Origin of the sequence: Streptomyces sp. 840.1 (assembly GCF_003751445.1) — a bacterium.
Taxonomy (GTDB): Bacteria; Actinomycetota; Actinomycetes; order Streptomycetales; family Streptomycetaceae; genus Streptomyces.
Map to the genome: position 1 here is coordinate 5,580,357 of NZ_RJUU01000001.1, position 25,160 is coordinate 5,605,516.

At 72.1% G+C, this 25,160-nt stretch carries 22 protein-coding genes; 14 read left to right on the forward strand and 8 right to left on the reverse strand.

Translation table 11 applies throughout. From position 1 onward, the window contains the following. Positions 1-26 precede the first annotated feature (26 nt). Both EDD93_RS25530 and EDD93_RS25535 read right to left on the reverse strand, forming a co-directional pair. On the reverse strand, positions 27-803 hold the full coding sequence (locus EDD93_RS25530) for a CoA-transferase subunit beta (protein ID WP_123527986.1): 777 nt from the start codon (positions 801-803) through the stop codon (positions 27-29). Between the two features lie 53 nt (positions 804-856). After that, positions 857-1,774, reverse strand: a complete 918-nt coding sequence (locus tag EDD93_RS25535) for a CoA transferase subunit A (RefSeq protein WP_123527987.1) — start codon at positions 1,772-1,774, stop codon at positions 857-859. 217 nt (positions 1,775-1,991) lie between these two features. On the opposite strand from EDD93_RS25535, the gene EDD93_RS25540 reads away from it, so the two are divergent. The 4 genes from EDD93_RS25540 to EDD93_RS25555 all read left to right on the forward strand — a co-directional run bounded on the left by EDD93_RS25540 (position 1,992) and on the right by EDD93_RS25555 (position 6,494). Beyond that, the gene (locus EDD93_RS25540; RefSeq protein ID WP_123527368.1) at positions 1,992-2,888 is read left to right on the forward strand and encodes a LysR family transcriptional regulator; all 897 of its coding nucleotides are present in this window, start codon (positions 1,992-1,994) and stop codon (positions 2,886-2,888) included. Between the two features lie 148 nt (positions 2,889-3,036). Further along, positions 3,037-4,263, forward strand: a complete 1,227-nt coding sequence (locus EDD93_RS25545) for an acetyl-CoA C-acetyltransferase (protein ID WP_123527369.1) — start codon at positions 3,037-3,039, stop codon at positions 4,261-4,263. 387 nt (positions 4,264-4,650) lie between these two features. Continuing rightward, on the forward strand, positions 4,651-5,997 hold the full coding sequence (locus EDD93_RS25550; RefSeq protein ID WP_123527370.1) for an MFS transporter: 1,347 nt from the start codon (positions 4,651-4,653) through the stop codon (positions 5,995-5,997). A 38-nt stretch (positions 5,998-6,035) separates the two neighbouring features. Further along, a complete protein-coding gene (locus EDD93_RS25555) occupies positions 6,036-6,494 on the forward strand; it encodes a MaoC family dehydratase (RefSeq protein WP_123527371.1) in 459 nt (152 codons plus the stop codon). Here the strand turns inward: EDD93_RS25555 and EDD93_RS25560 are convergent. The 4 genes from EDD93_RS25560 to EDD93_RS25575 all read right to left on the reverse strand — a co-directional run bounded on the left by EDD93_RS25560 (position 6,485) and on the right by EDD93_RS25575 (position 10,610). Continuing rightward, positions 6,485-7,948, reverse strand: a complete 1,464-nt coding sequence (locus EDD93_RS25560) for a sialate:H+ symport family MFS transporter (protein ID WP_123527372.1) — start codon at positions 7,946-7,948, stop codon at positions 6,485-6,487. The genes EDD93_RS25555 and EDD93_RS25560 overlap by 10 nt on opposite strands. Positions 7,949-8,011: 63 nt before the next feature. After that, complete coding sequence (locus tag EDD93_RS25565; RefSeq protein WP_123527373.1) at positions 8,012-8,692, reverse strand: N-acetylmannosamine-6-phosphate 2-epimerase; 681 nt, start codon at positions 8,690-8,692, stop codon at positions 8,012-8,014. Further along, positions 8,689-9,654, reverse strand: a complete 966-nt coding sequence (locus tag EDD93_RS25570) for an ROK family protein (RefSeq protein ID WP_123527374.1) — start codon at positions 9,652-9,654, stop codon at positions 8,689-8,691. Before EDD93_RS25570 ends, EDD93_RS25565 begins: the two co-directional genes overlap by 4 nt. Next, positions 9,651-10,610 carry a dihydrodipicolinate synthase family protein gene (locus EDD93_RS25575; RefSeq protein WP_123527375.1) on the reverse strand — a complete coding sequence of 320 codons (960 nt, stop codon included), beginning with the start codon at positions 10,608-10,610 and terminating at the stop codon, positions 9,651-9,653. Before EDD93_RS25575 ends, EDD93_RS25570 begins: the two co-directional genes overlap by 4 nt. 152 nt (positions 10,611-10,762) lie before the next feature. Here EDD93_RS25575 and EDD93_RS25580 point away from each other — a divergent pair, with 152 nt between their 5' ends. The 4 genes from EDD93_RS25580 (at position 10,763) to EDD93_RS25595 (ending at position 14,824) form a co-directional block, all read left to right on the forward strand. After that, complete coding sequence (locus tag EDD93_RS25580; protein WP_123527376.1) at positions 10,763-11,449, forward strand: FadR/GntR family transcriptional regulator; 687 nt, start codon at positions 10,763-10,765, stop codon at positions 11,447-11,449. A gap of 207 nt (positions 11,450-11,656) precedes the next feature. Next, positions 11,657-12,418 carry a hypothetical protein gene (locus EDD93_RS25585; protein WP_123527377.1) on the forward strand — a complete coding sequence of 254 codons (762 nt, stop codon included), beginning with the start codon at positions 11,657-11,659 and terminating at the stop codon, positions 12,416-12,418. Positions 12,419-12,737: 319 nt separating this feature from the next. Further along, positions 12,738-13,409, forward strand: a complete 672-nt coding sequence (locus tag EDD93_RS25590; RefSeq protein ID WP_123527378.1) for a response regulator transcription factor — start codon at positions 12,738-12,740, stop codon at positions 13,407-13,409. A gap of 62 nt (positions 13,410-13,471) precedes the next feature. Continuing rightward, positions 13,472-14,824: an ATP-binding protein gene (locus EDD93_RS25595; protein WP_260255863.1), complete on the forward strand. Its 1,353-nt coding sequence runs from the start codon at positions 13,472-13,474 to the stop codon at positions 14,822-14,824. On the opposite strand, the gene EDD93_RS25600 is transcribed toward EDD93_RS25595, so the two are convergent. Continuing rightward, positions 14,805-15,617 carry a hypothetical protein gene (locus EDD93_RS25600; RefSeq protein WP_221217335.1) on the reverse strand — a complete coding sequence of 271 codons (813 nt, stop codon included), beginning with the start codon at positions 15,615-15,617 and terminating at the stop codon, positions 14,805-14,807. The two genes, EDD93_RS25595 and EDD93_RS25600, sit on opposite strands and share 20 nt — an antisense overlap. Before the next feature lie 303 nt (positions 15,618-15,920). Here EDD93_RS25600 and EDD93_RS25605 point away from each other — a divergent pair, with 303 nt between their 5' ends. After that, on the forward strand, positions 15,921-17,384 hold the full coding sequence (locus EDD93_RS25605; RefSeq protein ID WP_148083905.1) for a DUF6056 family protein: 1,464 nt from the start codon (positions 15,921-15,923) through the stop codon (positions 17,382-17,384). A 222-nt stretch (positions 17,385-17,606) separates the two neighbouring features. Here EDD93_RS25605 and EDD93_RS25610 read toward each other — a convergent pair whose 3' ends face one another. Next, positions 17,607-18,338 (reverse strand): FadR/GntR family transcriptional regulator, encoded by a 732-nt coding sequence (locus EDD93_RS25610; RefSeq protein WP_123527381.1) that lies wholly within the window; start codon positions 18,336-18,338, stop codon positions 17,607-17,609. 183 nt (positions 18,339-18,521) lie between these two features. Between EDD93_RS25610 and EDD93_RS25615 the strand changes: the two genes are divergently transcribed. The 5 genes from EDD93_RS25615 (at position 18,522) to EDD93_RS25635 (ending at position 25,084) form a co-directional block, all read left to right on the forward strand. Next, complete coding sequence (locus EDD93_RS25615; RefSeq protein ID WP_123527382.1) at positions 18,522-20,117, forward strand: ABC transporter substrate-binding protein; 1,596 nt, start codon at positions 18,522-18,524, stop codon at positions 20,115-20,117. Positions 20,118-20,225: 108 nt separating this feature from the next. Continuing rightward, a complete protein-coding gene (locus EDD93_RS25620; RefSeq protein WP_123527383.1) occupies positions 20,226-21,176 on the forward strand; it encodes an ABC transporter permease in 951 nt (316 codons plus the stop codon). 1 nt (position 21,177) lies between these two features. After that, a complete protein-coding gene (locus tag EDD93_RS25625; RefSeq protein ID WP_123527384.1) occupies positions 21,178-23,148 on the forward strand; it encodes a dipeptide/oligopeptide/nickel ABC transporter permease/ATP-binding protein in 1,971 nt (656 codons plus the stop codon). Further along, entirely contained in the window at positions 23,145-24,152 is a 1,008-nt protein-coding gene (locus tag EDD93_RS25630; protein WP_123527385.1) for an ABC transporter ATP-binding protein, read from the forward strand. Before EDD93_RS25625 ends, EDD93_RS25630 begins: the two co-directional genes overlap by 4 nt. Continuing rightward, on the forward strand, positions 24,149-25,084 hold the full coding sequence (locus EDD93_RS25635) for a dihydrodipicolinate synthase family protein (RefSeq protein WP_123527386.1): 936 nt from the start codon (positions 24,149-24,151) through the stop codon (positions 25,082-25,084). Before EDD93_RS25630 ends, EDD93_RS25635 begins: the two co-directional genes overlap by 4 nt. Positions 25,085-25,160: the final 76 nt, after the last annotated feature.

Here is a 25,160-nt window from a genome sequence, read left to right on the forward strand (position 1 = left end):
CTCGTGGGGCTCGCGGGCCGTGCGGGTCAGCGCAGGTACACGCGGTCCGGGTCGACATCCTCGCGCAGCAGCCGCAGTTCCTCCCGGGTGGGGGGCGGCACCTCCTCGACCGTGTCGGCGACCCGGAGGTCCCAGCCGGTGGCCGCCCGGACCCGGTCGACGCTGACGCCCGGGTGGACGGCGACGAGCCGCAGCTCCTCGCCCACCCCGGCGCGGGCCAGGATGCCCAGTTCGGTGATGACGCGGGTGACCCCGGCGCCGAGCGGCCGGATGCCCTCGGCCAGAGCGCGGTCGGGGCCGGGCGTGGTGCAGAAGTCCAGCTCAGCGGTGAAGGAGCGCGGGTTGTGGCGGCGCATCACCACGAAGACCTCGTGGGAGTTGGCCATCACCTCGACGCCGCCCCCGGAGCCCGGCAGCCGGACCGAGGGGCTCGCCCAGTCCCCGATCACCGAGGTGTTGAGGCTGCCCCAGCGGTCGATCTGCGCGGCGCCGAGGAAGCCGACGTCGATGTGGCCGCCCTGGAGGACACAGCCGAAGAGCATGGGCATCGGGATCACCGCCTCCGCCCCCGTGATCAGGACGGCGTCGGCGATGGTCTCCGGCAGCTGCGAGGGGTGGGCGCCGCAGACCCCCGACTCGTACACCACCTCGATGTCCGGGGCGACCGTCAGATGGGCCAGCTCGGTGGCGAGCGTCGGCAGCCCGATTCCGGCGAACACCGTTCGCCGCGCGGCCAGTTCGCGGGAGGCGACGACGGAGAGCAGCTCGGAGGAGGTGATGGTGCCCGGTGCGGTGGTGGTCATGAGCCGTTCCTTCTCGTGTCCCGTGTGCGGATCCGTGGCGAGCCGGGCGGTGCTCACAGCCGCCGCCCGTAGTTCACCGGCTCGCTGAGTGCCTCCCCGACCGCGAGGCCGGCCCAGAACTCCGCGCCGAGCTTCTCGACGTACTCCGCGTGGCCGGCCGTGCCGCGCACCCACTCGTCCAGCCAGTCCTGGAGCCGGCGCGGGTCCTTGCTGATGTGCGACCAGGCCCGGTAGAAGGCGTTGTCCCGGTCGTAGTACCCCTGCGCGAAGGACGGATGCGCGCCGCGCGGGCAGCAGACGACGGCGTCGACCGCGTGGGCGGGGACCAGGGTGCGGTTGGGGTCCGAGCGGATCACCGCCTCGTCGACGATCTCCTCCACGACGACGACCGCCTTCTCCGCCGCGTACACCGCCTCGGCCTGGATGCCGGTGAGTCCCCACATCTGGGTGTTGCCGCTGCGGTCGGCGCGCTGCGCGTGGATGATCGTCACGTCCGGGTTGACGGGCGGTACGACGTAGATCTGCTCGGGTTCGCCGTCCGGGCCCGGGTAGGGCGAGGTGACCTTGCGCAGCGCGCTGTTGACGGACGGCAGATCGCTGCCCCCGTAGGAGCGCAGCGGGTAGAACGGCAGCCGCTGGGAACCGGCGAGGTAGCGGCAGATCATCCCGTAGTGGCTGTACTCCTCGAAGGCGAGCGGTGCCGGGTCGGCGCTCTCGACGCGACGGCGGAGCTCACCGAGCGAACCGGCCGAGGAGTTGCCGACGAACGAGGAGACCAGCCGCGTCACGCACCCGGCCGCGAGCATCTGGTCCACCACGATGTCCGCGGTCATCCGGACGACGGTCAGGTCGCGGCGGCCCTGCCGGATGATCTCGTGACCGGCGGCGGTCGGGATGAGGTGGGTGAAGCCTTCGAGGCAGACGGTGTCACCGTCGTGGACGAAGGCGGCGATCGCCGACCTCATCGACATCGTCTTGTCCTTCCGGCCGGCCTGCCCGCCGTCTGTCCGGTCCGTCGTGGCCACGGTGCTCCTCCGGTGCGTGTGCGTCGCCGCGCGCCCTGCGGCGCGTGCGCGTGGACCCACCGTGTCAGCGGCCATTGATTGCTGTCCAATACCAAATTAAGGTCGGATCAAGACGGCTGATTAATCAATAGCCTGATCAATGACCCCGAGGCAGGGAATGGGTATGGAACTGCGTCATCTGTCCGCGTTTGTCGCCGTGGCCGAGGAGCTGCACTTCGGCCGGGCCGCCAAGCGGCTCCAGATGGCGCAGCCTCCGCTGAGCCAGCAGATCAGGCAGTTGGAGAAGGAGCTCGGCGTCCAGCTCTTCGAGCGCAACACCCGCTCGGTGCGGCTCACCAGCGCGGGGGAGTCGTTCCTCCAGCCGGTACGGACGGTCCTCGACGACCTCGACATCGCGGTTCGGGCCGCGAAGGCCGCAGGCCGGGGCGAGTACGGCCGGGTCAGCATCGGCTTCGCGGGCGCCTCCAGCCACGAGACGCTGCCCCAGCTGACCCGGGCGGTGCGCGCCGCCCACCCCGGCATCGAGCTGGTGATGACCGGCCAGACCTACGCCAACGTCGCGCTGGCGCGGGTCGCCGACGGTTCCCTGGACCTGGGGTTCGTCCGGCTGCCGGTGACCCAGCCGGGCGTGGCCCACCGGGTGATCGACGAGGAGGAGCTGGTCTGCGCGCTCCCCTCCGACCACCCGCTCGCCGCCCGGGACACCGTCTCCATCGACGTCCTGGCCGAGGAGCCGTTCGTCTCGTTCCCCGCCAACACCGGCTCCACCGTGCGCGACGCCATGGTCGGGGCCTGCGAGGCCGCCGGGTTCAACCCCCGGGTGGTGCAGGAGGCCCCCGACTCGTACACGATTCTGGCGCTGGTCGCCGCAGGCGTCGGGGTGACCCTCACCGTCACCTCCGTCCAGCACATCCAGCAGAACGGCCTCGTCTACCGCCCGCTCGCCGGGCCGCCCATCCGGCGCCAGGCGGCGCTCGCCTGGCGGGCCGACAACCCGTCCGCCGCCCTGCGCGCGGTACTCGCCGTAGCGGAGAGCGCCCTGCCCACGCCGTCCTCCTGAGCGCCGGCCCCTCCATTGAGACGCGCCGCGTCTCGAATCAGGGGGAACTGGATATTGGACCGGCTCAGTGCCCGGGTGCGAGGGTCACCCCACACCTCCGGCGACGTCCCGCCCGCCCCGTCCCCTCCTCCGCTCGAAAGGTCCCGCCGTGCCCGACCGAAACGATGTCGTGATCTGCGAACCGCTGCGAACCCCCATCGGCCGCTTCGGCGGGGCCCTCGCGGGCCAGGCGCCGGCCTCCCTCGCCGCGCTCGTCATCGCCGAGGTCGTCGCCCGCACCGGAGTCGACCCGGACCGGGTCGACGAGGTGATCCTCGGCAGCGCCTACCCGTCGGCCGACGCCCCCGCCATCGGCCGGGTCGCGGCACTCGACGCCGGGCTCCCGCAGTCCGTCACCGGTACGCAGATCGACCGCCGTTGCGGGTCCGGACTGCAGGCGGTCCTCGACGCGGCGATGCAGATCAGGGCCGGCTTCAGCGAGGTGGTGATCGCGGGCGGCGTCGACGTGATGAGCGCGGCCCCCTACTACACGCACGACGGCCGCTGGGGCATCAAGGGCCCCGGCCTCCAGCTGCACGACTCGCTCGCCCGGGGCCGGGTCACCGCGGGCGGCGTCAACCACCCGGTGCCCGGCGGCATGATCGAGACCGCCGAGAACCTGCGCCGTGAGTACGGCATCAGCCGCGCCGACCAGGACGCCCTGGCCCTGCGCTCGCAGCGTCGGGCGGGCCGGGCCGTCGCCGAGGGCCGGTACGAGGCGGAGACCGTCCCCGTGACCGTCACCACGCGCAAGGGCGACACGGTGGTCATCGCCGACGAGCATCCCCGCCCCGACACCACCGCCGAGCAACTCGCGGGGCTGCGCCCGGTCATGGGCAAGTCGGACCCGGCGGCCACGGTCACCGCGGGGAACGCCAGCGGCCAGAACGACGCGGCCGCCGCCTGCCTGGTGACCAGTGCCGCCACCGCGCAGCGGCTCGGCCTCACCCCGCTCGTCCGGCTGGTCTCCTTCGCCCGCGCCGGGGTGCCCGCCGCCACCATGGGCATCGGCCCCGTACCCGCCACCCGCACGGCGCTCGCCCGAGCCGGGCTCACCCTCGCCGATCTGGACCTGATCGAGCTCAATGAGGCCTTCGCCGCCCAGGTGCTGGCCTGCACCCGCGAACTCGGGCTCGGGGAGAAGGACCACGAGGAGCGGATCAACGTGAACGGCTCCGGCATCTCGCTCGGCCACCCGGTCGGCGCGACCGGCGCCCGCATCCTCGCCACGCTGACGCGAGAGCTGCACCGCCGCGGGGCCCGGTACGGCCTGGAGACCATGTGCATCGGCGGCGGACAGGGCCTGGCGGCGGTCTTCGAGCGCATCGCGGCCTGAGCGGCTGACGCGGCCCCGCCCCCGCCCCGGCCGCACCGACCGCCCCGACCGCCCCGGCCGCCCCGGCCGCACTCCTCCGTGGCGCAGCAGACCGGGTCTCCGGCCGCACCGCCGCGGAGGGGCGCTTCCGGCTGCCCGGCCACACATTGAGACGCTCCGCATCTCACTGCACCAGTAATTCGGTATTGGACCGTTCAAGGTCCCGGCTGGCACCGTAACGCCATCGGCCGTCCTTCCCCGCCGCCCGTCCCCCCTCAGCGGCGCGGCACGGGACGTCACAGCCGACGCCCCTTCCAGTACCCCCTGCGCAGTACCCCGTACCTCTGACCTCTGACCTCTGTCTCGTCCCCGCCATCCGCTTGATCAACGACGTTCACGGGAGCCACCATGAGTGCGTCCACCGCCACCGCACGAGAGCGCACCAGAGCCGCCAACCGGGCCGGGTTCGGGGCCTTCATCGGCTCGACCATCGAGTGGTTCGACTTCTACATCTACGGCACCGCGGCCGCGCTCGTCTTCGACAAGGTGTTCTTCCCGGAACTCGAAGGGCCCGTCGGCACCCTGGTGGCGTTCGCGACCTTCTGGGTCGGCTTCCTCGCCCGCCCCATCGGCGGCGTCGTGTTCGGGCACTACGGCGACCGCCTCGGCCGGAAGAAGACCCTGGTGATCACCCTGCTGATCATGGGCATCTCCACCACGGCGATCGGCCTGCTGCCGAGCTACGCCTCCATCGGGATCGCCGCGCCGATCCTGCTGGTCGCGATCCGCATGGTGCAGGGCATCGGCCTCGGCGGCGAGTGGGGCGGCTCCGTCCTCATCGCCTCCGAGCACGCCCCGAAGGGCAAGTCGGTGCTGTACGGGGCGTTCGCCCAGCAGGGCTCGCCCGTCGGCAACACCCTGTCCACGCTGAGCTTCCTCGCGATCAGCCAGTTGCCCGACGCCTCGTTCGTCTCCTGGGGCTGGCGGCTGCCGTTCCTCTTCTCGGCCGCGCTCGTCATCGTCGGCCTCGTCGTCCGGCTCAAGGTCGCCGAGTCCCCGGCGATGGCCGCCCTGATCAGCAAGAAGAAGGTCGTCAAGCTCCCGTTCACCGAGGTGCTGCGGACCCACCCGATGCTGATCGTTCTCGGAATCGGCGCCTGCACCATCGGCCTCTCGGCCACGTACTTCAAGTCGACGTTCGCCCTCTCCTGGGCCACGTCCTCGCTGGGCTTCGACCGCAGCTCGTTCCTGACGATCATCCTCGTCGCCAACATCACCCAGATCGTCGTGCAGCCCTTCGGCGCACTCATCGCCACCCGGATGAGGAGCTGGTCCCGTGCGGTGACCGTGATGCTGCTGCCGGAACTGGTCCTGATGCCGATGATGTTCCTGCTGATCCGCACCGGGAACTACGGCCTGGCGATGATCGGCGTCGCCGTCGCGACCATCCCGCACTGCCTCTACTACGCGGCCCTCGCCGGCATGCTCGCCAGCCGCTTCCCGGCGCATCTGCGCTACACCGGAATCTCGCTGTGCTACCAGCTCTGCGGCACGCTCCTGGGCGGTACGACCCCGATCATCGGCCAGTTCCTGCTGAACCGGACCGGCTCGATCGCCGCCGTCATCGCCTACGCCATCTTCCAGGTGGTGCTGACCCTGGGCTGCATGCTGCTCCTGCTCCGGCGCCCCAACCACGACGAGCAGTCCGCCGAACCGGTCACCGCCCCGCGCACCGCCACGCCCGCCACCGCCTGACCCCCGACCCGCGTACGACGAGAGAGAGGCCGGCCCCCGTGGCGCTGACCGCGAACGGCATCCCGGAGATCCTCGCCCTGAGCGGGCGCGACCTGGGGCACTCCGCCTGGAAGGAGGTCACCCAGGAACTCATCGACGCGTACGCGTCCGTCTCCGGCGACCACCAGTGGATCCACACCGACACCGAGCGCGCGGCGGCCGGTCCGTACGGCCGCACCATCGCGCACGGGTACATGGTGCTGAGCTGGGGCATCCCGATGTTCGGTGAACTGCTCCGGGTCCGGGGCGTGGGCCGCGCCCTCAACTACGGCGTCGACCGGGTCCGCTACCCGGCCCCGGTCCCGGTCGGCAGCCGGGTCCGCCTGCACGCCTCGGTCACCGGGGTGAGCGAGGTCGCGAACGGCGGGGTGCGGATGTCCCGGGCCTTCACCTTCGAGCTGGAAGGGTCCGCGAAACCCGCCTGCGTGGCCGAGTCGCTGACCCACTTCTACCCCTGAACCGGCGCCCGTGCCGGATCCGCCCGCGCCGTCCCCGCCGCCAGGTGGTCCGGCGCCGAGTCCGGGTCCGTCAGGCGGTTCAGCCGGGCCGGCACGTCGAAGCCGACCAGCAGCACCACGATCACCGTGCCCGCGAACGTCAGCACCGCCAGTGCCCGGCCCAGGTCCATACCGGAGGCGAGGTGCGCGCCCAGGACCGGGGCGACCGCGCCGCCGAGGGCGCCCACGTTGTAGGTGAAGCCGAGTGCGGCGCCCCGGCTCGCCGTCGGGAAATGGCCGCCGATGTAGCGCGGCAGCAGTCCGGAGATGCCGAAGCTCGTGGCCTGGAGGAGGAAGAGCAGCATGCCGAGCAGCAGCAGGTTGTTCTGCACGGCGAACACCGGGTAGACGAAGGCGAGCGAGGCCAGCAGGGTCAGCGCGTACGCCTTCTTCGTGCCGATCCGGTCGCCCAGGAAGCCCGCCGCCCAGCAGCCGGCCATGGTGCCGAAGCCCGCGAAGTACAGGACGTCGGTGACCTGGTCCGTGGTGTAGCCCAGCTCCGTCTTCAGGTAGGTCGGCAGCAGGGCCTGGATCGGCCAGGAGTACAGGAACGCGAAGAACAGCGTGACGATCATCGACAGATACAGCACCCAGCTCCGCTTCCCGCCCAGCTGCACGGCGAACGCGGCGAGCGAGAGGCCGGCGATCACCGAGAGCACCGGCACCATCGAGGCGCCGCCGGGCGTGAAGACCAGGAACAGCGAGGCCGTGGCGATGACGACCAGCACCGTGTTGACGGTGGCCCGTGCGCGGGTGGCGAACAGCGGCGCGAACGGATGGGGCCTGGCGCCCTTCTCCGCCACGGACTCCGTCCACTCCTCGGCCTCCGGCAGCGAGCGCCGCATCCACAGCGCGATGGCGATCGGGACGAGGCCCAGGTAGAACATCCAGCGCCAGCCGAGCGAGGGGACCACCCAGTTGTAGACCTGGGCGGCGAGCACCGAGCCGACCGAGAAGCCGGAGATCAGGAAGCCGCTGGCCCGGCTGCGCATTCCGGCGGGCCAGCTCTCCATGACGTACGTGGAGCTGGCGCTGTACTCACCGGCCATGCCCATGCCGATGGCCAGCCGGGCGGCGAACAGGCTGTGGTAGTTCCAGGCGAACCCGCAGGCGAACGTTCCCACCGAGTACAGCAGGATGCTCAGCACCATGGAGAGCTTGCGTCCGTACCGGTCACCGATGGCGCCGAGGACCGCCCCGCCCAGCCAGCGGGTGATGAACGCGCCGGAGATCAGGCTGGCCGCCTGCACCGTGCTCAGGCCGAACTCGTCGCTGATCTCCGTCAGGACGAGGGTGATCAGCACGAAGTCGAAGCCGTCGAGCACGTAGCCGATCCAGGCGGCGAAGAAGGACTTCCACTGGGTGCGGCTGACCTGGCGGTACCAGGGGAGCGCGGGGGGTGATGTGGTCTGCACGGTGACTCCAGGGTGCGGGACGGCGCTCGCCCTCGAACAGCCGCCCCGCGTGGTGGGGGAGGGTCAGGGCCGGGCGATGGCTGCGACGAAGCGGGCGGTCAGGGCCGTGGGGGCGGTGATGGCGGTGCCGACGACGACGCTGTGCGCGCCGCGCCGCAGCGCCTCGGCCGCGTCCTCGGGGGTGTTGATACGGCCCTCGGCGACGACCGGGACGTCGATCGCGGCGGACAGCGCGGCGACCAGCCCGAGATCGGGGCCGTTCTGCTTCGGGGTGCCGGGCACGTAGCCGGAGAGGGTCGTGGAGACGAAGTCGGCGCCCTGCGCGGCCGCCGTGACGCCCTCCTCGAACGTGGAGACGTCGGCCATGACCAGCGCGCCGGCCGCGTGGACCGCCTCGACGAGGTCCGCGAACGCCGAGCCGTCCGGGCGCGGCCGGCCGGTGGCGTCGGCGGCGACCACGGCCGCACCGGCCTCGGCCACCGCCAGGGCGTGCCGGACGGTCGGCGTGATGTAGACGCCGGTGTCGCCGTCCTTCCACAGGCCGATGACCGGCAGGCCGACGGACGCCACGATCGCGGCGACGACCGCGGGCTCGTTGGCCCGGATCGCGCAGCCGCCGCCGGCGGCCGCCGACCGCGCGAGGCGCACCAGTGTCGCGGTCTCCCGCATCGGGTCGCCGGGCGGGGCCTGGCAGGACACGATCAGCTTGCCCTCGAGCGCGGCGGCGAGTTCCTGAGCAGTCATCGGTGGGCTCCGGGGTGGTGGAGGGGAAGGGTGGTGGTCAGGGCGGCGGCCCCGAGCACGGCTGCGTCGTGGCCGAGGAGCGGCGTGCGGGGTACGAGCCCGCGCAGCGGTGCCATCAGCTCGGCGGCGAACGCGGTGCGCAGGGCGCTCTCGTACAGGGCGCCGATCTGCGGGACGCCGCCGCCGACGACGACCCGGTCGGGGCCGAGGGCGTTGGCGAGTCCGCCGAGCACATGGCCCGCGGCGGCCGCGCCGGTGGTGATGGCGGACACCGCGTCGGTGTCGCCCCGCGCGGCGCGCACGGCGACCGTCTCCAGCCGGTCCACCGGGGCGCCGGTCAGCCGCTCGTAATGGGCGGCGATACCGGGGCCGGAGGCGATGACCTCCAGGTGGCCGGTGGCGCCGCAGGTGCAGGGCAGCCCGGCCGCCTCCGGGCTGGGCAGATGGCCGAGGTGCCCGGCGATGCCGGACGCGCCGTGCAGCATCCGCCCGTCGACGGCGATCGCACCGCCGACCCCGGTGCCGATGGCGGCGAAGAGCAGCGAGCCGTGTTCCCGGCCGGCCGCGCGCAGCTCGGCGAGTTCCGGGCCGGCCGTGGCGCGTACGTCGTTGTCGCAGGCCACCGGGTATCCGGTGCGGTCGGCGAGGCCGGTGCCCAGGGCGGTGCCGGCCCAGCCGAGGATGGAGTCGGTGGCGCTGGTGACCATGCCGGTGCGGGGATCGATCACCCCGGCCGCCGCGATGCCGAGCACCGCGGCGGCCCTGGCGGGATCGACCTCGGCCGCGGCGGCGGCGAGCGCGTCGAGCACCGCCGCCGCACCGGCACGGGCCGGGGTGGGGCGGCTGTGCCGGGCCAGGACCGTGCCGTCGGCGCCGAGGAGCGCGGCCGCGATCTTCGTACCGCCGAGGTCGAGGCCCACGACCGGCCGCCCGGCCGGTGGCGTCCGGGCTTTCGTGGTCATCGGACCGGCGGCAGACCGGCGGCGCGCAGCAGTCCGGAGACCAGCGCGACGGACTCGGCGGACAGCTGGATCTGCGGGAACGCGGTGTCGCCGCAGTCGATGACGCCCAGCAGCCGGAGCGCCGACTTGAACGAGCCGAGCGCCGATGAGCTGCGGCCCATGTCCGTCTCGGGGCCGGCGTCGACCATGGCGAACAGCTCGACGAGCCGTTCCTGCTCCTCGGCGGCCAGCGTCCAGTTCCCGGCCCGCGCGGCCTCGTAGAGCCGTACGTAGCCGGCCGGGTCCACGTTGCCGATCCCGGGGACGACGCCGTCGGCGCCGGCCAGCAGGGCCGCGTCCACGGTCAGTTCGGAGCCGGTGAGGACGCTGAACCCGGGTACCGGACCGTGCGCGCGGCCCTCGCGGCCGCCGAGCCCGACGATGAGCCGGCGCAGCCCGCCCTCGTCGCCGCTGCTGTCCTTGAGCCCGGCCAGGGTGCCGTCCTCGGCGAGTTCGCGGACCAGCGCCGCGGACAGTTTGCTGTGCACGGCGACCGGGATGTCGTACGCGAACAGCGGCAGGTCCACCTCGGCGCGCAGCCGGCGGAAGTGCCCGGCGATCTCCTTGCCGTGGGTGCGGGTGTAGAACGGCGCGGTCGCGACCAGGGCGTCGGCGCCAAGGCGCGCGGCGGACCTGGCGTGCTCGGTGACCCGGGCCGTGGTGGTGTCGATGACCCCGGCCAGCACCGGGACCCGGCCGTCTGTCGCGTTGACCACGGTTTCCAGGACCGAGGCGCGCTGGCCGTCGGTGAGGTAGGCGACCTCGCTGGTGGACCCGAGGGCGAAGAGCCCGTGCACGCCCCCGCCGATGAGGTGCTCGACGAGCCGGGCGAGGGAGTTGGTGTCGACCTCCCCGCGGGCGTCGAGCGGGGTGCAGACCGGCGGAACTACGCCGTGCAGCGGTGCGGTCAGAGACATGGTGGGGGCTCCAGCTGATCGGGATACCGACCCGGGGCCCGTCGGGGCTGCTCGGATCGAGACGTGAGACGTAAGATGTCCTATGTCCGGCTCAACCTTAAACAGATGCTCCTGCGACCGGTCAAGGGGCAACGGCACCTCGGGAGGACGTTGTGGCGCGGCCCACCATGGCTCAGGACATCGAGCGAAGGATCAAGGAACTGATCCTGGAACGCCGGCTCGCGCCGGGCGACGCGCTGCCCACCGAGACCGAGCTGATGGACCTCTTCGGTGCCGGGCGGGTGTCGGTGCGCGAGGCGCTCAAGTCGCTCCAGGCGGTCAACGTCGTCGAGATCCGGCGCGGGTTCGGCACCTTCGTCGGCTCGCTCTCGCTGGCACCGTTCGCGGAGGGGCTCGCCTTCCGGGCCGCCGTCCGCCACGGGCAGGGCGAGCCCGGTCTCGCCGAGCTGATGAAGGTGCGCGAGGCTCTGGAGACCGGACTGGTGGGCGCCGTCGCGGCCGGGGTCCCGGGCGAGGACCTCGACGTGCTGCGCGCACTGGTGACGAAGATGGAGGAGGAGGCGGGCGCCGGCCGGGTCGCCCGCGCCACCGACCGGGCCTTCCACCTCGCGCTCTACGCCTCGCTCGACAACCACCTGCTCAGTGAGGTGCTCGACGCCTTCTGGGCGGCGATGGACCGGGTCCGCGAGGACCTCGACGACGGCCACCAGGACGCGTGGGTCACCTGCGCCCAGCACCACGAGATCGTCGAGGCGGTGGCGGCCGCCGACGGACTGCGCGCGGTCAGGGCGATGCGCACCCACTTCGACGGCATCCGCACCCGGCTCATGCCCGGCTGAGGACCGGACGGCGCGCAGGAGTCCAAGGGCCGGGACCCACAAGTCCATAGAGACCTGGCCCCGGCGGGTGCACCCTCGGCGCGGGACCCCGGATGGTTCCGGCCGGTCACGACGGCTCGTCCGGCGTGACAGCACCCGGCGCGGCCGGGGCAGGCCCCGTTGCACAGGGGCTCTGGCCTCGCGCCGCGCGTACCGGAGAGGGAACACATGTCATTCATCAGCGCGTTACGCCGCATCGCCGTCCCCGTGGCGGCAGCCGGCCTGCTCGTGGCGATGCCCCAGACGGCGGTCGCCTCGGTCGGGGGCGGCAACGTCTCGGTCGGATGGTCGATCGGTGGCACGCCGTCCGCAGGCCTGACCGACATCACCTTCCCCATCACGGTCAACTCCGCCACCGCGCACCTGGCCGGGATCTACTTCGCCCAGCAGTACAGCTTCGCCGACGCCATGGGGTACACCGGCCTCCAGCCGCGCCCGGACAGCGGCGGGCACGAGCGGCTGTCGGCCCGCTTCTCCACCTTCACCGCGGGCGCCACCACCGACGACCCGCTCTGCCACGACGGAGCCGACGGCGGCGCGGGCGTCACCTGCGCCGTGGACTTCGACGCCGTGTACGGCCACCGCTACGACATCCTGGTCGAGCGCACGGGCACCAACACCTGGTCCGGAACGGCCACCGACACGCAGACGGGCGCCGCCACCCACCTCGGCACCTACACGCTGCCGGCGGGGAGCGGGAACCTCCAGGGCTCGCAGGGCGGCTTCGTCGAGTACTACGCCGGCATCCCCAGCTGCGCCGAAATGCCCAGGGCGGACGCCGTGTTCGGCGGCCCGACCAGCACCGACGCCGGAGGCCTGAGCGGTACGTCCACGGCCAACTACGAGTACAGCGACTGCGTCGGCGAGTCCGGCTACGCCGCCGAGCCGGCCGGGGCGGGCACCCACATCACCCGGGGCTTCGTCTCCTGAGCGTGACCGCCCGCACGGGCGGGTCCGTCCGCCGCCCCGCGACGGACGGACCCGCCCGGCCTTGGTCACGGGGCGGCCGTCACCGCCCCGCCGCCCGGGGCCGCCCCGGTCGGCGCCGGTGCCCCCAGGCGCGTACGTCGACGTCGGCGTGCTCGTCGCTCCCGCCCCACTCGCACCGTCGAGGAACCCGATGTGCCGGCGGCCGGGCAGAACCATCCGGTCGCGAGCCCACTTCCTTCACCTGAACACAACCTGAACACCGGGGCCGGCCGTCCGGCCCCCACCGGGGCCCACGGGCGAACCGGACCATACTGGGCTGATGACCGCTGCCCGCATTCTCGTCGTCGAGGACGACCACGGACTACGCGATGTCCTGGCCCGGGGGCTGCGCGACGAGAACTTCGACGTCGTGACCGCCACCGACGGCGCCTCGGCGCTCAGGACCGCCGACGAATCGGTCCACGCGGTCGTGCTCGACATCGGCCTGCCGGACTCCGACGGGCGTGACGTGTGCCAGGCGATGCGCGGGGCGGGCATCGCCGTGCCCGTGATCTTCCTGACCGCGCACGGAAACCTCACCGACCGGCTCTCGGGTTTCGCCGCCGGTGGCGACGACTACCTCGTCAAGCCGTTCCACCTGAGCGAGCTGGCCGCACGCGTACGCGCGGTGCTCCATCGCGCCGGCCACACCCAGGCACTCAGCGACACCACCGGTACGGTACGGCTCGACCCGGTGCGCCATGAATTCACCGTGCGGGAGCGGCCCGTGGCACTCACACCCACCGAGTTCCGGCTCCTGGCACGTCTCCTGGCAGAGCCCGGGAAGGTGGTACCGCGCCGCACCCTCGTACGCACCGCCTGGTCCGAGGGCGCCCAGGTCAGCGACAACACCCTGGACCAGTATCTGGCCCGGCTGCGGCGCAAACTGCGCGAGGCCGACAGCCCCAGCACCATCAGCACGGCCCGTGGCGTCGGCTACCGCTTCGGATGAGGGCCGCACGCACGCACCTGCCGCTCCGCGGTCCCCGCACGCTGCGGGGACGCCTCGCGCTGATGGCTCTCGCCACCAGCGCGCTGTGGATTGGGGTCCTGACCACCGTGTTCAATCTGGCCCTGGACCAGCGGCTGCACGCTCAGGCGGACGACGTCCTGCGCACCCGGGCCCAGGCCGTGGCGGCCACGGTGGACGTACGCTCCGACGGCACGTTCGCCGTTCGTGAGCCCACCGAGGACGGGGCCCTGGACGCCGGGGTCTGGATCTTCCGGGGCGACACGGTGATCGAGGAGCCCCCGGGCTCACCGGCGGCCCTCGACACCCGGGCACAACACCTGGCGGGCCGCGGCGAGGCGTTCGCCGACGCCCAGGGCCCCGGTCCCTGGCGGCTGTACGCCTTCCCCCTCCACGTCCCCGCTTCCCAGGGCCGCACCGCCGCGCAGGCCGGCACCGTGGTGAGCGCGCTGAGCCTCGATCCGTACCGCAACACCGCCGAGAGCGCTCTGGTCGGGTCCATCGCCCTGGCCGCACTCCTGCTGGCGACGTTCTACCTGCTGACGCGTCTCGCGGTGCGGCGGGCGCTGCGGCCCGTCGCCGCGATGAGCGACCAGGCGACGCGGTGGAGCGCCGCGGGCGCACCGGAGCGCTTCGGCCGGGAGGGCCGCCCCACCGAACTCGCCGCGTTCGCCACCAGCCTCGACGCGCTCCTCGACCGGCTGGCCGCGGTGCTGCGCCACGAGCAGCAGCAGGCCGCCGAACTCTCCCACGAACTGCGCACTCCGCTGTCCAGGATCACCGCGGAGACGGACTGGCTCAGGGCCCGGCCGCGCAGCGAACAGGAAGCGGCGGGCTCGCTGGAGGCCATCGCCGGGGCCGCTACGAGGATGCGGCAGATCTGCGACTCCCTGCTCTCCGAAGTCAGGACCCGCAACGCGCAGACCCCCGGCCGCTGCGGCTTCCCGGAGATCGGCCATCACCTCGCCCGGCTCCACGCCGCCCACGGCCCCGCGACGGCCCCCGAGGTGACGGTCGTGACAGACGAGGACGACTCCCGCGCCGGCGGCACGCCCTCGCAGATCGGCCTCGGCGTCTCGCAAGAGGTCGCCGAGCGGATCCTGCTTCCGCTGCTGGACAACGCCCGCCGCTACGCCGCCCGGTCGATCACCATCAGCTGCGCCGCTCGCGAAGGGGCGGTCACGGTGTACGTCGCCGATGACGGCCCGGGGGTGCCCGCGGCGTTCGCCGCCGCGCTCTTCGAACCGGGCCGCCGCGCCGACCCCGGGGACGGACACGACGGCGCGGGCCTGGGACTGGCCCTGGCCCGTCGCCTCGCCCGCGCCGCCGGCGGCGACATCGCCCTCGACCCCGAGGCGCCCGGCGCGCGCTTCGAGGTCACCCTTCCCGCGGGCTGACGGAGGCCTCCGTCGTCGCGTCACGCCGGGTACGGGTGAGGAAGACGACCAGACCGAGGATGACGGCGAGGAACAGCGCGCTGGTCCCGACCGTGCCCAGTCCCAGACCGCCGTCCGCCACCGGTTGCGACAGATAGTCGCCCAGCGAGGCACCGAGCGGCCTGGTCAGGACGTAGGCGATCCAGAACGACCACACCGCGTCGAAGTCCAGCGTCCGGTGCGCGACGGCCACCGCGGCGATCAGCGCCGCGAACACCAGGGCGGACAGCCGGTAGCCGAGGTTCAGCTTCTCCGCCGTCAGGTCCCCGGCCGCCGTGCCGAGCGCGAACGTGAACAGGATCGCCAGCCAGTAGAAGGCCTCGCGGCGCGTGCTGCGGATCGAGTGGACCGACAGGGTCCGCTCACTCGCGTACCAGACGACGAACGTGCCGGCGAGGGCGACGCCGAAGACCGCTGTGGTGGTCTCCAGCGGAACGGCGAGGTTGTCCGTCAGATTGTCGCTGATCAGCGTGCCGACCACACTGATCAGGACCACGGACAGCCAGTACAGGCCCGGGACGTAGGCCCGCGCCCTGAACTGGAAGACCAGGGTCACCACCAGCAGGGCCCCCATCAGGTACGAGGTGTTGGTCAGCCCCATGCCCAGGTTGTCGTTGAGCAGATCCGCCGCGGTCTCCCCGACGGTGGTGCACAGCACTTTGATCACCCAGAAGTAGACCGTCACTTCCGGAACCTTGTTGAGCATCCGCCGCTGTCCGGCGCGCGTGCCCGGCGCATTCATGTCGGTTGTCATGGAACGGCACGCTGTCAGCCGCCGCCTGAACATTTCCTGACCACGTCGCCGGTCCGCGGGCAGGGGACCGTGTGCCTGGTGGACCGGGACGCGGGCCGCACCCGGAGAACGCATCGCAATGGACCGTTCGTGTTGCTCCGGAACTGAATGCGCGTGTGCGGAGCCATGGCCGCCGAAAGGCCGCGGGACTGCGGATATGAAGGGGAACTGAGCAGCGATCAGGATGCTGTGGATCGATTCCCTGATGGTCCGTGACAGATCCGGATCGTCGGCGGCCGACAGAGGATCGAGGACGGGTTCCGCGTGGGAGCAGGAGAGGCGCCGGGGTACGCGAGAGCCCCCGAGGCCCGGGGGCCGCGTGCCGTGCCTTGGGCGTACGTCCTCTCGCTGTTCCCGCTGGGGCTCCTCGTGACGGCCGCGTACTTCGCCCGCTGGGTGCGTCCGAGCGGTGACGAGTGGTGCTTCCTGCCGGTCATCCGCGATCACGGACTCTCCGGGATGGTCGGGAAGTTCTACTTCGACAACAACGGCCGGGTCGTGAACGGCGTGCTGGTCTGGCTCTACGGAAGGTCCGGTGTGCCGGGGCAGCAGTGGTTCGCCCCGGTCAGTGCCGTACTCGTGCTGGGAATCCTGTGGGCCGTGACCGCGCTTGCCTTGCGCAGGGCGGCACTGACGGTGCCGCGCGGGGTCGCGCTGTGTGTGGCGTCCATGGTGACGGTGGTCTTCCTTCTGGGTTCCCCCAACACGTACAAGACGTTCTTCTGGCCCGCCGCATCCGTCTCGCACACGCTCGCACCGGTCCTCGCCTGCGCGGCGGTGATCCCCTTCCTCCTCGCGGGCTCGCGCCGGGGCAGGGGCATCGCGCTCGGCATCGCCGTGGTCATCGGCCTCTGCATCGGGACACTGTCGGAGCAGACCACCATCGTCGTGCTGGTGGTGCTGATCGCCGCGTCGGCACTGAGTTTCCGGACCGCGGACCGGCGGCGACGCCGACGGCTGCGGGCCTGGTTCGCCGTGGGCATCGCCTCGACTGCGGCCGGGGCGCTGATCCTGGTGACGTCCCCGGGATCGCGGCGCCGCAGGGGCGGGGTCGGCGCGCAGAAGGACACCGCGCTGATCGCTCCGGACTCGCTGGCCGGTGCCGCGCGAGGCTTCGGCCACATCATGATCGACACGTTCTCCTCCTGGCAGTACCTGGGGGCGATCGCGGCCGGTGTCCTGCTCGGCCTGGTGATGAGGAGCCCCGGCGGCACCCGGCCGGATGCGCCCCGCCGGCCGGTCCTGCTGGTGTGCGCCGGAGCGGTCACGTTCCTGGTCGCCGGCTACCTCTCGACGCTCCTCGCCTATCCCGTCTTCCACTCCGGAGTGGTGGAGTCCACCCGGCTCTGGAACGACTTCCTCTTCCTGTACGTCGCCCTGCTCACCGGTCTTGGCATGCTGCTGGGGCAGTCGCTCCAAGGGGTCCGGCCGCACCGCGGCGCCCTGCGATGGACCGCGGCGGTGGCATGCGCCGCCGTGTGCGTCGGGCTCGCTCCCTCGCTCGTCGACCTCGGCGGCCGGATGCGGGTGCGGGCGCACGCGTGGGAGCGTCAGGACGTCCGGCTGCGCGCCCGGGTGGCGCAGGGGGCACGGGTACTGCCCTACGCGCCCACGCCCATCGCCAAGATGACGGAGCCGTTCGGCAACGGGAAGCGGAGCTGGGCGACGGGGTGCGTGGCCCGCTACTACCACCTGACGCGTGTGGACTACACCCCGAAGGTGCCCTGACCGACGACCGACGACCGAAGGCCGAAGACCGAGACCGAGGACCCGAGGACCGGAGCCGGATGGCTCCACCTCACTCGCATCAGCGAAACACGGTCCTGCCGACGGCTGGAGAAGCACGGGCAGGACCGAATCGCGGCTCCGCCCACGGCAACGGACCGGCCGGCGTCCTCCGGCAGGAACCGCGGCGGGAGACCATGCCGAAGCGGCCATCCCGCGGGGCGGTCAGCCCTTGACGCCGTCGCGGGCCCGCGCCTCGGAGATCCGGCGCCTGACCGGGGCGTAGTGCTCGCCGAGCGCCTGCATGAAGCCTGCGGTGTCCTTGGCCCGCGCGGCGTCCACGATGTTCTGGTGGGCCGCGACCGTCGCCGTCTCGTCGGCGTGCGTGAATCCGTCGAGATGCGGTGCGACGATCGTGTACACGTCCCAGAAGGCCATCGAGAGCTGGCCGATCAGCTCGTTGCCCAGCGGGGCGACGAGCAGTGCGTGGAACGCCCGGTCCGCGTCCACGAAACCGTGCCCCTCCTGCGCCCCGGTCTCGCGCATGGTGGTCACCAGGCCCTCCAGCGCGTCGAGTTGCTCCGGAGTGAGCAGTGTGACGATCCGGTCGGCCATCCCGCGCTCGAAGAGCTCGCGCACGTCGACCAGGTCGGCCATCACCTGGAAGTCGTCGTCGGGCGAGAGCAGTCCGCGGAAGGTGAGGCTCTCCACCAGCGCCGACAGGCTCAGTCTGCCGACGTACGTGCCGTGCCCGTGGCGGACCTCGACGATGTCCAGCGCGTTCAGGATCTTGACGGCCTCGCGGACGCTGGAGCGGCTGGCGCCGAGCGCCTCGCACAGGGCGGGCTCGGTGGGCAGCGGGTCCCCGGGGCGGAGCCGTTCCTCGAGGATGTACCGCTTGATGCCGTCGACGACTTCCTGCCGGAGCAGCTGCCGGCCGGGCCTCGTTCCGGACATATGTGAACTCCCCACCTCTTGACCCCTCTCGATTGTCAAGCTACGTTCCCACGCTATCAAGGCATCAGACATCTGACGTCTGATGCTTCGGGATTCACGGAGGCCGTGAACCACCGGTCCACCACCGGTGAACCGCCCTTCCCACACCCCCGACGCCCCCACCTCAAAGTCCCTGGAGGACCCGTGCCCGAGCTGAGATCAGCCGGTGTCGAGCGCCGCACCTTCCTGCGTTACACCAGTGCCGTCGGTGCCGCGGCCGCCATCACGGCGAGTCTCGCCGCCTGTGGCGGACCGTCCTCGACCGCCGACGGATCGACCGGCAAGGGCAGCGGCAGCGATCTCATCGAGGCCGGCTTGTCCTACCCCCTGTCGACCGGCTTCGACCCGATGATCACCTCGGGCGCGACCCCGTACGCCGCCAACATGCACATCTTCGAGGGCCTGGTCGACCTCGACCCGACCACGCTCGTGGCACGCCCCGCGCTCGCCACCGGGATGCCGGAGAAGATCAACGCCACCACCTACCGGGCGACGCTGCGCAAGGGGGCGACCTTCCACGACGGATCGCCCGTCACCGCGCAGGACGTGGTGTTCAGTTTCGAGCGCATCCTGGACCCGGAGAACGCCTCGCTGATGGCGCAGTTCGTGCCCTTCATCGACACGGTCAGGGCCGTCGGCGCCGACACGGTCGAGTTCAGGCTCAAGTACCCCTTCGCGCTCTTCCCGTCCCGCATAGCCGTGGCCCGGATCGTCCCGAAGAAGATCGTGGCACCCGACCCCAAGGCCTTCGATGCCAAGCCGGTCGGCTCGGGGCCGTACAGGTTCGTCTCGGCCACCCGCGAGGACAAGATCGTCTTCGAGGCGTACGACAAGTACAACGGCGCCCACCCCGCCAAGGCCAAGAAGATGATCTGGCGCCTGATGTCCGACCAGTCGGCCCGCGTCAGCGCCATGGAGTCGGGCCGCGTCCAGGCGATCGAGGACGTCCCGTACATCGACGTCAAGCGGCTCTCGGGCACCGCGAAGACCGAGTCCGTCCAGTCCTTCGGACTGCTCTTCCTGATGTTCAACACCGCCGACAAGCGGTTCGCGGACAAGCGGGTGCGCCAGGCGCTGCACTACGCCCTGGACACCGAGAAGATCATCTCCACCGCGATGGTCGGCAACGCCGCCGCGGCGACCGGCTACGTGCCCGCGACCCACCCCGACTACCACAAGGCCGCCACCGTCTACACCCACGACGTCGCCAGGGCCAAGCACCTGCTCGCGCAGGCGGGCGCGGAGAACCTGTCCTTCACCGTCCTGACCACCGACACCGGCTGGGTCAAGGACATCGCCCCGCTGCTGAAGGAGAGCTGGGAGCAGGCGGGCGTCGAGGTCACCCTCAGCATCGCCCAGTCCCCGGCCCAGTACGCCAAGGTCGACAAGGGCGAATTCGACGTCCTCGTCGCCCCCGGCGACCCGTCGGTCTTCGGCAACGACGCCGACCTGCTCCTGCGCTGGTTCTACTACGGCTTCTGGCCCGAGAGCCGCTACGGCTGGGGCGGGTCCGCCGCGTACAAGAAGGTCAGGCAGACCCTCGACAAGGCCGCACAGGCCGGCGACGACACGAAGCGCAAGGAGCTGTGGGGCCAGGTCACCGACCTGGTCGCGGACGAGGCGGCGCTCTACCCGATCCTGCACCGCAAGCTCCCCACCGCCTGGACCGAGAAGGCACTGCCCGGCTTCAGGCCGCTGCCCACCACGGGCCTGTCCTTCCTGGACGTCAGCCGCGCCTGACCGGCCCCACGCCCCGGCCGGCGCCGCTCGACGGTGCCGGCCGCCCGGTCCGGGACGACAGGACCCCGCTGTCCCGGACCGGCCCGCCCAACCGCAAGGAACCCGACGATGGTTGCTTTTCTCCGGCTCGCGCTGCGCCGCGTCGCGATGATGCCGGTGATGATCCTCGGCATCGCGCTGCTCGTCTTCGTGGTGCTGCAGTTCTCGCCGGCCGACCCGGCCTTCAACGCGCTCGGGGAGAGCGCAACCCCCGAAGCCCGTGCGGCCTTCGCGGACGCCAACGGCCTGAACGACCCGCTGCCCGTCCGCTACTTCCACTTCCTCGGCCAACTGCTCCACTTCGACCTCGGCACGACCGTTCCGCCGAGCGGGCCCGTCGTCGACCGGATCACCGCCGCCTTCCCGCTCACCCTCCAGCTGACGGTCCTCGGCCTGATCCTCGCGATCGTCCTCGCGGTCGTCTCCGGCGTCGTCGGCGCGATGTACCGCGACCGCTGGCCCGACCAGCTGTTCCGGGTGCTCTCCATGGCCGGGGTCGCCATCCCGTCCTTCTGGCTCGGCGTCCTGCTCATCCAGCAGTTCGCGCTGAACACCCGGATCTTCCCGACCGGCGGCTACACCAACCCGGCCGACTCCTTCGGCGGCTGGCTGCGGACCATGGCCCTGCCCGCACTCTCGCTCGCCGTGCCCGTCGCGGCGTCCCTCGCCCGTCTCGTCCGCACCTCGATGGTCGCCGAGCTCGACCGCGACTACGTCCGCACCGCACGCGGCAACGGACTTCCGGTGTTCCTGGTGATCCGCTCGGTGCTGCGCAACGCGCTCGTCACCCCGCTCACCGTGCTCGGCGTCAAGGTCGGCTACCTGCTCAGCGGCGCCGTCGTCATCGAAGCGATCTTCGACCTGCCCGGCATGGGCAAGCTCATCCTCGAAGGTGTCACCGGCGGCGATGTCGCCCTGGTCCAGGGCACCGTACTGACCATCGCCATCGCGTTCCTGGTGGTCAACGTCATCGTCGACCTGCTCTATCTGCTGGTCAACCCGCGCATCAGGACGGTGTGACATGTTCACCACGGGCCGGCCGGCCAATAGGCTCTCCCGACCGGGCATCGCGTTCCGCGCCCTCCCGGTCACCTCCCGCATCGCGCTCTGCGTGCTGCTCCTCGTCATCCTCGGCGCGGTCTTCGCCCCGCTCCTCACCCAGGACCCGCTCACCACCGGCACCCCGGTCCAGGCCCCTGGCGGCGACCACTGGTTCGGCACCGACCGGGCCGGCCGCGACGTCTTCGCCCGGGTCGTGCACGGCTCGCGTTACTCGCTGGTCATCGGCCTCGGCTCGACCGCCCTGGCCCTGATCGCCGGCGCCCTGCTCGGCGCACTCGCCGCCACCTCGCGCAAGCTCGGCGACGAGTCGGTGATGCGCACCCTCGACGTGGTGATGTCGTTCCCGCCGATCGCCCTGGCCGCCGTACTCGTCGCCGTCTTCGGCACTAGCGTCCCGGTCATCATCTTCACCATCGCCTTCGTCTACACCCCGTCGCTGGCCCGGGTGGTCCGCGCCAACGTCCTCTCCCAGTACGGCGAGGACTACGTCGCGGCCGAGAAGGTCATCGGCGCCCGGCGCGGCTACATCGTGCTGCGGCACGTCGCCGTCAACTGCATGGCCCCGGTCATGGTCTTCGCCACCGTGATGGTCGCGGAGGCGATCATCTTCGAGGCGAGCCTCTCCTTCATCGGCGCCGGTGTGCAGGACCCCGACCCCAGCTGGGGCAGCGTGCTGGCCTACGGCCGGCAGATCCTCCTCGCGGGCGGCTGGTGGGCCACGTTCTTCCCGGGCCTCGCCCTGCTGGTCACCGTGCTCGCGCTGAACATCCTCTCCGAGGGCCTCACCGACGCCTCGGCGGCCCCGAAGAAGCCCCGGGCCGGCGCGGAACCCTCCCACACCGCCACGGCACCGGACCCGGTGGAGGCCCGCTCCACCGTGGACATCGACGCCGCCCTGGCCAAGCTCGCGCAGCGCGTCCACGCGGCCGGCCCGGCCGTCACCCCGGTACCGGAGGACGCCGCCGAACTCCTGGTCGTACGGGACCTCGCCATCCGCTTCCCCGACCGGTACGGCACCGTCCCGGTCGTCGACTCCCTCGACCTCACCGTCCACGAGGGCGAAACCCTCGGCCTGGTCGGCGAGTCGGGCTGCGGGAAGTCCGTCACCAGCCTCGCCGTCATGGGCCTCCTCGCCCGCAACGCCGAGGTCAGCGGCGAGATCCGCTACCGGGGCCGGGACCTGCTGAAGCTCCCGCCGAAGGAACGCCGCGCCCTGATGGGCCCCGAGATCGCGATGGTCTACCAGGACGCCCTCTCCTCCCTCAACCCGTCCGTGCTCGTCGGCACCCAGCTCAGGCAGCTCACCTCGCGCGGCGGTACGAAGACTCCGGCCGAACTCCTGGAACTGGTCGGGCTCGCACCCGAACGCACCCTGCGCAGCTACCCGCACGAGCTCTCCGGCGGCCAGCGCCAGCGCGTCCTGATCGCCATGGCTCTGTCCCGCAGCCCCCGCCTGCTCATCGCGGACGAACCGACCACCGCCCTGGACGTCACCGTCCAGGCCCAGGTCGTCGAGCTCCTGGTCCGGCTGCGCGACGAACTCGGCTTCGCCATGGTGCTCGTCAGCCACGACCTCGCGCTCGTCGGTGACCTGTCGCACCGCGTCGCCGTGATGTACGCGGGCCGGCTGGCCGAGATCGGTGCCACCCGGTCCGTACTCACCGCCCCCACCCACCACTACAGCCGCGGCCTGCTCGGCTCGGTCGTCTCGCTGGAGGCGGGCGCCGAACGGCTCCACCAGATCCGCGGCGTCGTCCCCGCGCCCCAGGGCTTCGGCCGGGGATGCCGGTTCGCCTCCCGCTGCGGCGCCGCCACCGAACTGTGCCGCACCACCACCCCCGCGCTCACCGCACGCGACGGCGCGCACGACCACGGCTTCGCCTGCCACCACCCGGCGAGGGCCGCGCAACTGGAAGGGAGCGCCCTGTGATCAGGCTCGACGGCGTCCACGTACGCCACAAGGCACGCAGCGGAGGCGTGTTCCGCCGCGACGCCGTGCACGCCCTCACCGACGCGAGCCTGGAGGTGAAGCGCGGCGAGATCGTCGGCCTGGTCGGTGAGTCCGGCTGCGGCAAGTCGACGATGGCCCGGGTGCTGACGGGTCTGCAGAAGCCCACCGATGGCACGGTCACCTTCCACGGCAAGGACCTGTGGGAGATGACCGGGACCGAACGGCGCGAGGACTTCGGCTCCGCCGTCGGCGTCGTCTTCCAGGACCCCTCGACCGCCCTCAACCCCCGGCTCACGGTCGAACAGATCCTGCGCGACCCGCTCGACGTGCACCGCCGCGGCACCCGCGAGCAGCGCCGGGCCCGGGTGGCGGAACTCCTCGTCCTGGTCGGCCTCCCCGGCCACACCCTGGCAGCCATGCCCGGACAGCTCTCCGGCGGCCAGCGCCAGCGCGTCGCCATCGCCCGCGCCCTGGCGCTCGAACCCGAACTGATCGTCGCGGACGAACCCACCTCCGCGCTCGACGTCTCGGTCCGCGCCCAGGTCCTCAACCTCCTGGTGGACCTGCGCGAACGGCTCGGCCTCGGCATGGTGTTCATCTCGCACGACATCCAGACCGTGCGGTACCTGGCCGACCGCATCGCCGTCCTCTACCTCGGCCGCATCGTCGAGGAGGGGCGCGCGGCCGACGTCGCGGGCGCCCCCTCGCACCCGTACACCGAGGCACTGCTCTCCGCGACCCCCAGCCTGCTGGAGACCACCGAGCGCATCGTGCTCACCGGCCCGGTCCCCTCCGCCACCAACCCGCCGGCCGGCTGCCCGTTCCGCACCCGCTGCTGGAAGGCCGACGACGAGTGCGCCACGGTCTTCCCGGTCCGCACCGACGGCCCGGACGGACACCGCTGGCACTGCGTCCACCCCCAGACCTCCGCGTCCCCCTCCACAGACCCGGCCCCCGTACCGTCCGCAAGGAGCACCGCATGACCGCCCGAACCCCCCGCTACTCCGGAGTGATCCCGCCCGTCGTCACCCCGCTCACCGCGGACGGCGAGCTCGACCGCCCCTCCCTGGAGCGGGTCGTGGGGCATCTCGTCGAAGGCGGTGTCAGCGGGCTGTTCGCCCTCGGCAGCTCCGGCGAGACCGCCTATCTGACGCCCGGACAGCAGGACCAGGTCATCGAGGTCGTCACGGCGGCCGCCGCGGGCCGGGTGCCGGTCCTCGTCGGAGCGATCGAGACCACCACCAACCGGGCCATCGAGCGCGCCAACCGCGCCGCCGAACTCGGGGCGGACGCCGTCGTCGTCACCGCGCCCTTCTACACCCGCACCCACGACGCCGAGATCGACCGCCACTTCAGGCAGGTCGCGGCCGCGGTCGACCTGCCGCTCCTCGCCTACGACGTGCCGGTCTGCGTGCACAGCAAACTCGACCCGGAACTGCTGCTGCCGCTGGCGGCCGAAAGAGTTCTGGCCGGGGTCAAGGACTCCAGCGGCGACGACGGCTCGTTCCGCCGCCTGGCCATCGGCGCCCGGGACCTGCCCGGGTTCTCCGTCCTCACCGGCCACGAGCTGGTCGTCGACGCGATGATGCTCGGCGGCGCCGACGGCTCGGTGCCCGGCCTCGGCAACGTCGACCCGCACGGCTACGTACGCCTGCACGAAGCCGCCGTTCGCGGCGACTGGGCGACGGCGACCGCCGAACAGGACCGGCTGGCCGGGCTGTTCGACATCGTCCGCGCCGCCCGCCCGGGAACCGCCTCCGCCACCGCCGCCGGACTCGGCGCGTTCAAGACCGCGCTCATGCTGCGCGGGATCATCGCCACCAACGTGATGAGCCCGCCGATGCGCCCGCTGGACGCGGAGGAGACGGCGACGGTCGCCCGGTACCTGGAGCGTGCGGGGCTCTCCACCGTCTGAGGGCGGTGCCGGGCCCGGCTGGCGGCGAGTGGCCAGGCGGCTAGCCGCCACGGTGTACGGGACATCGACACGCGGT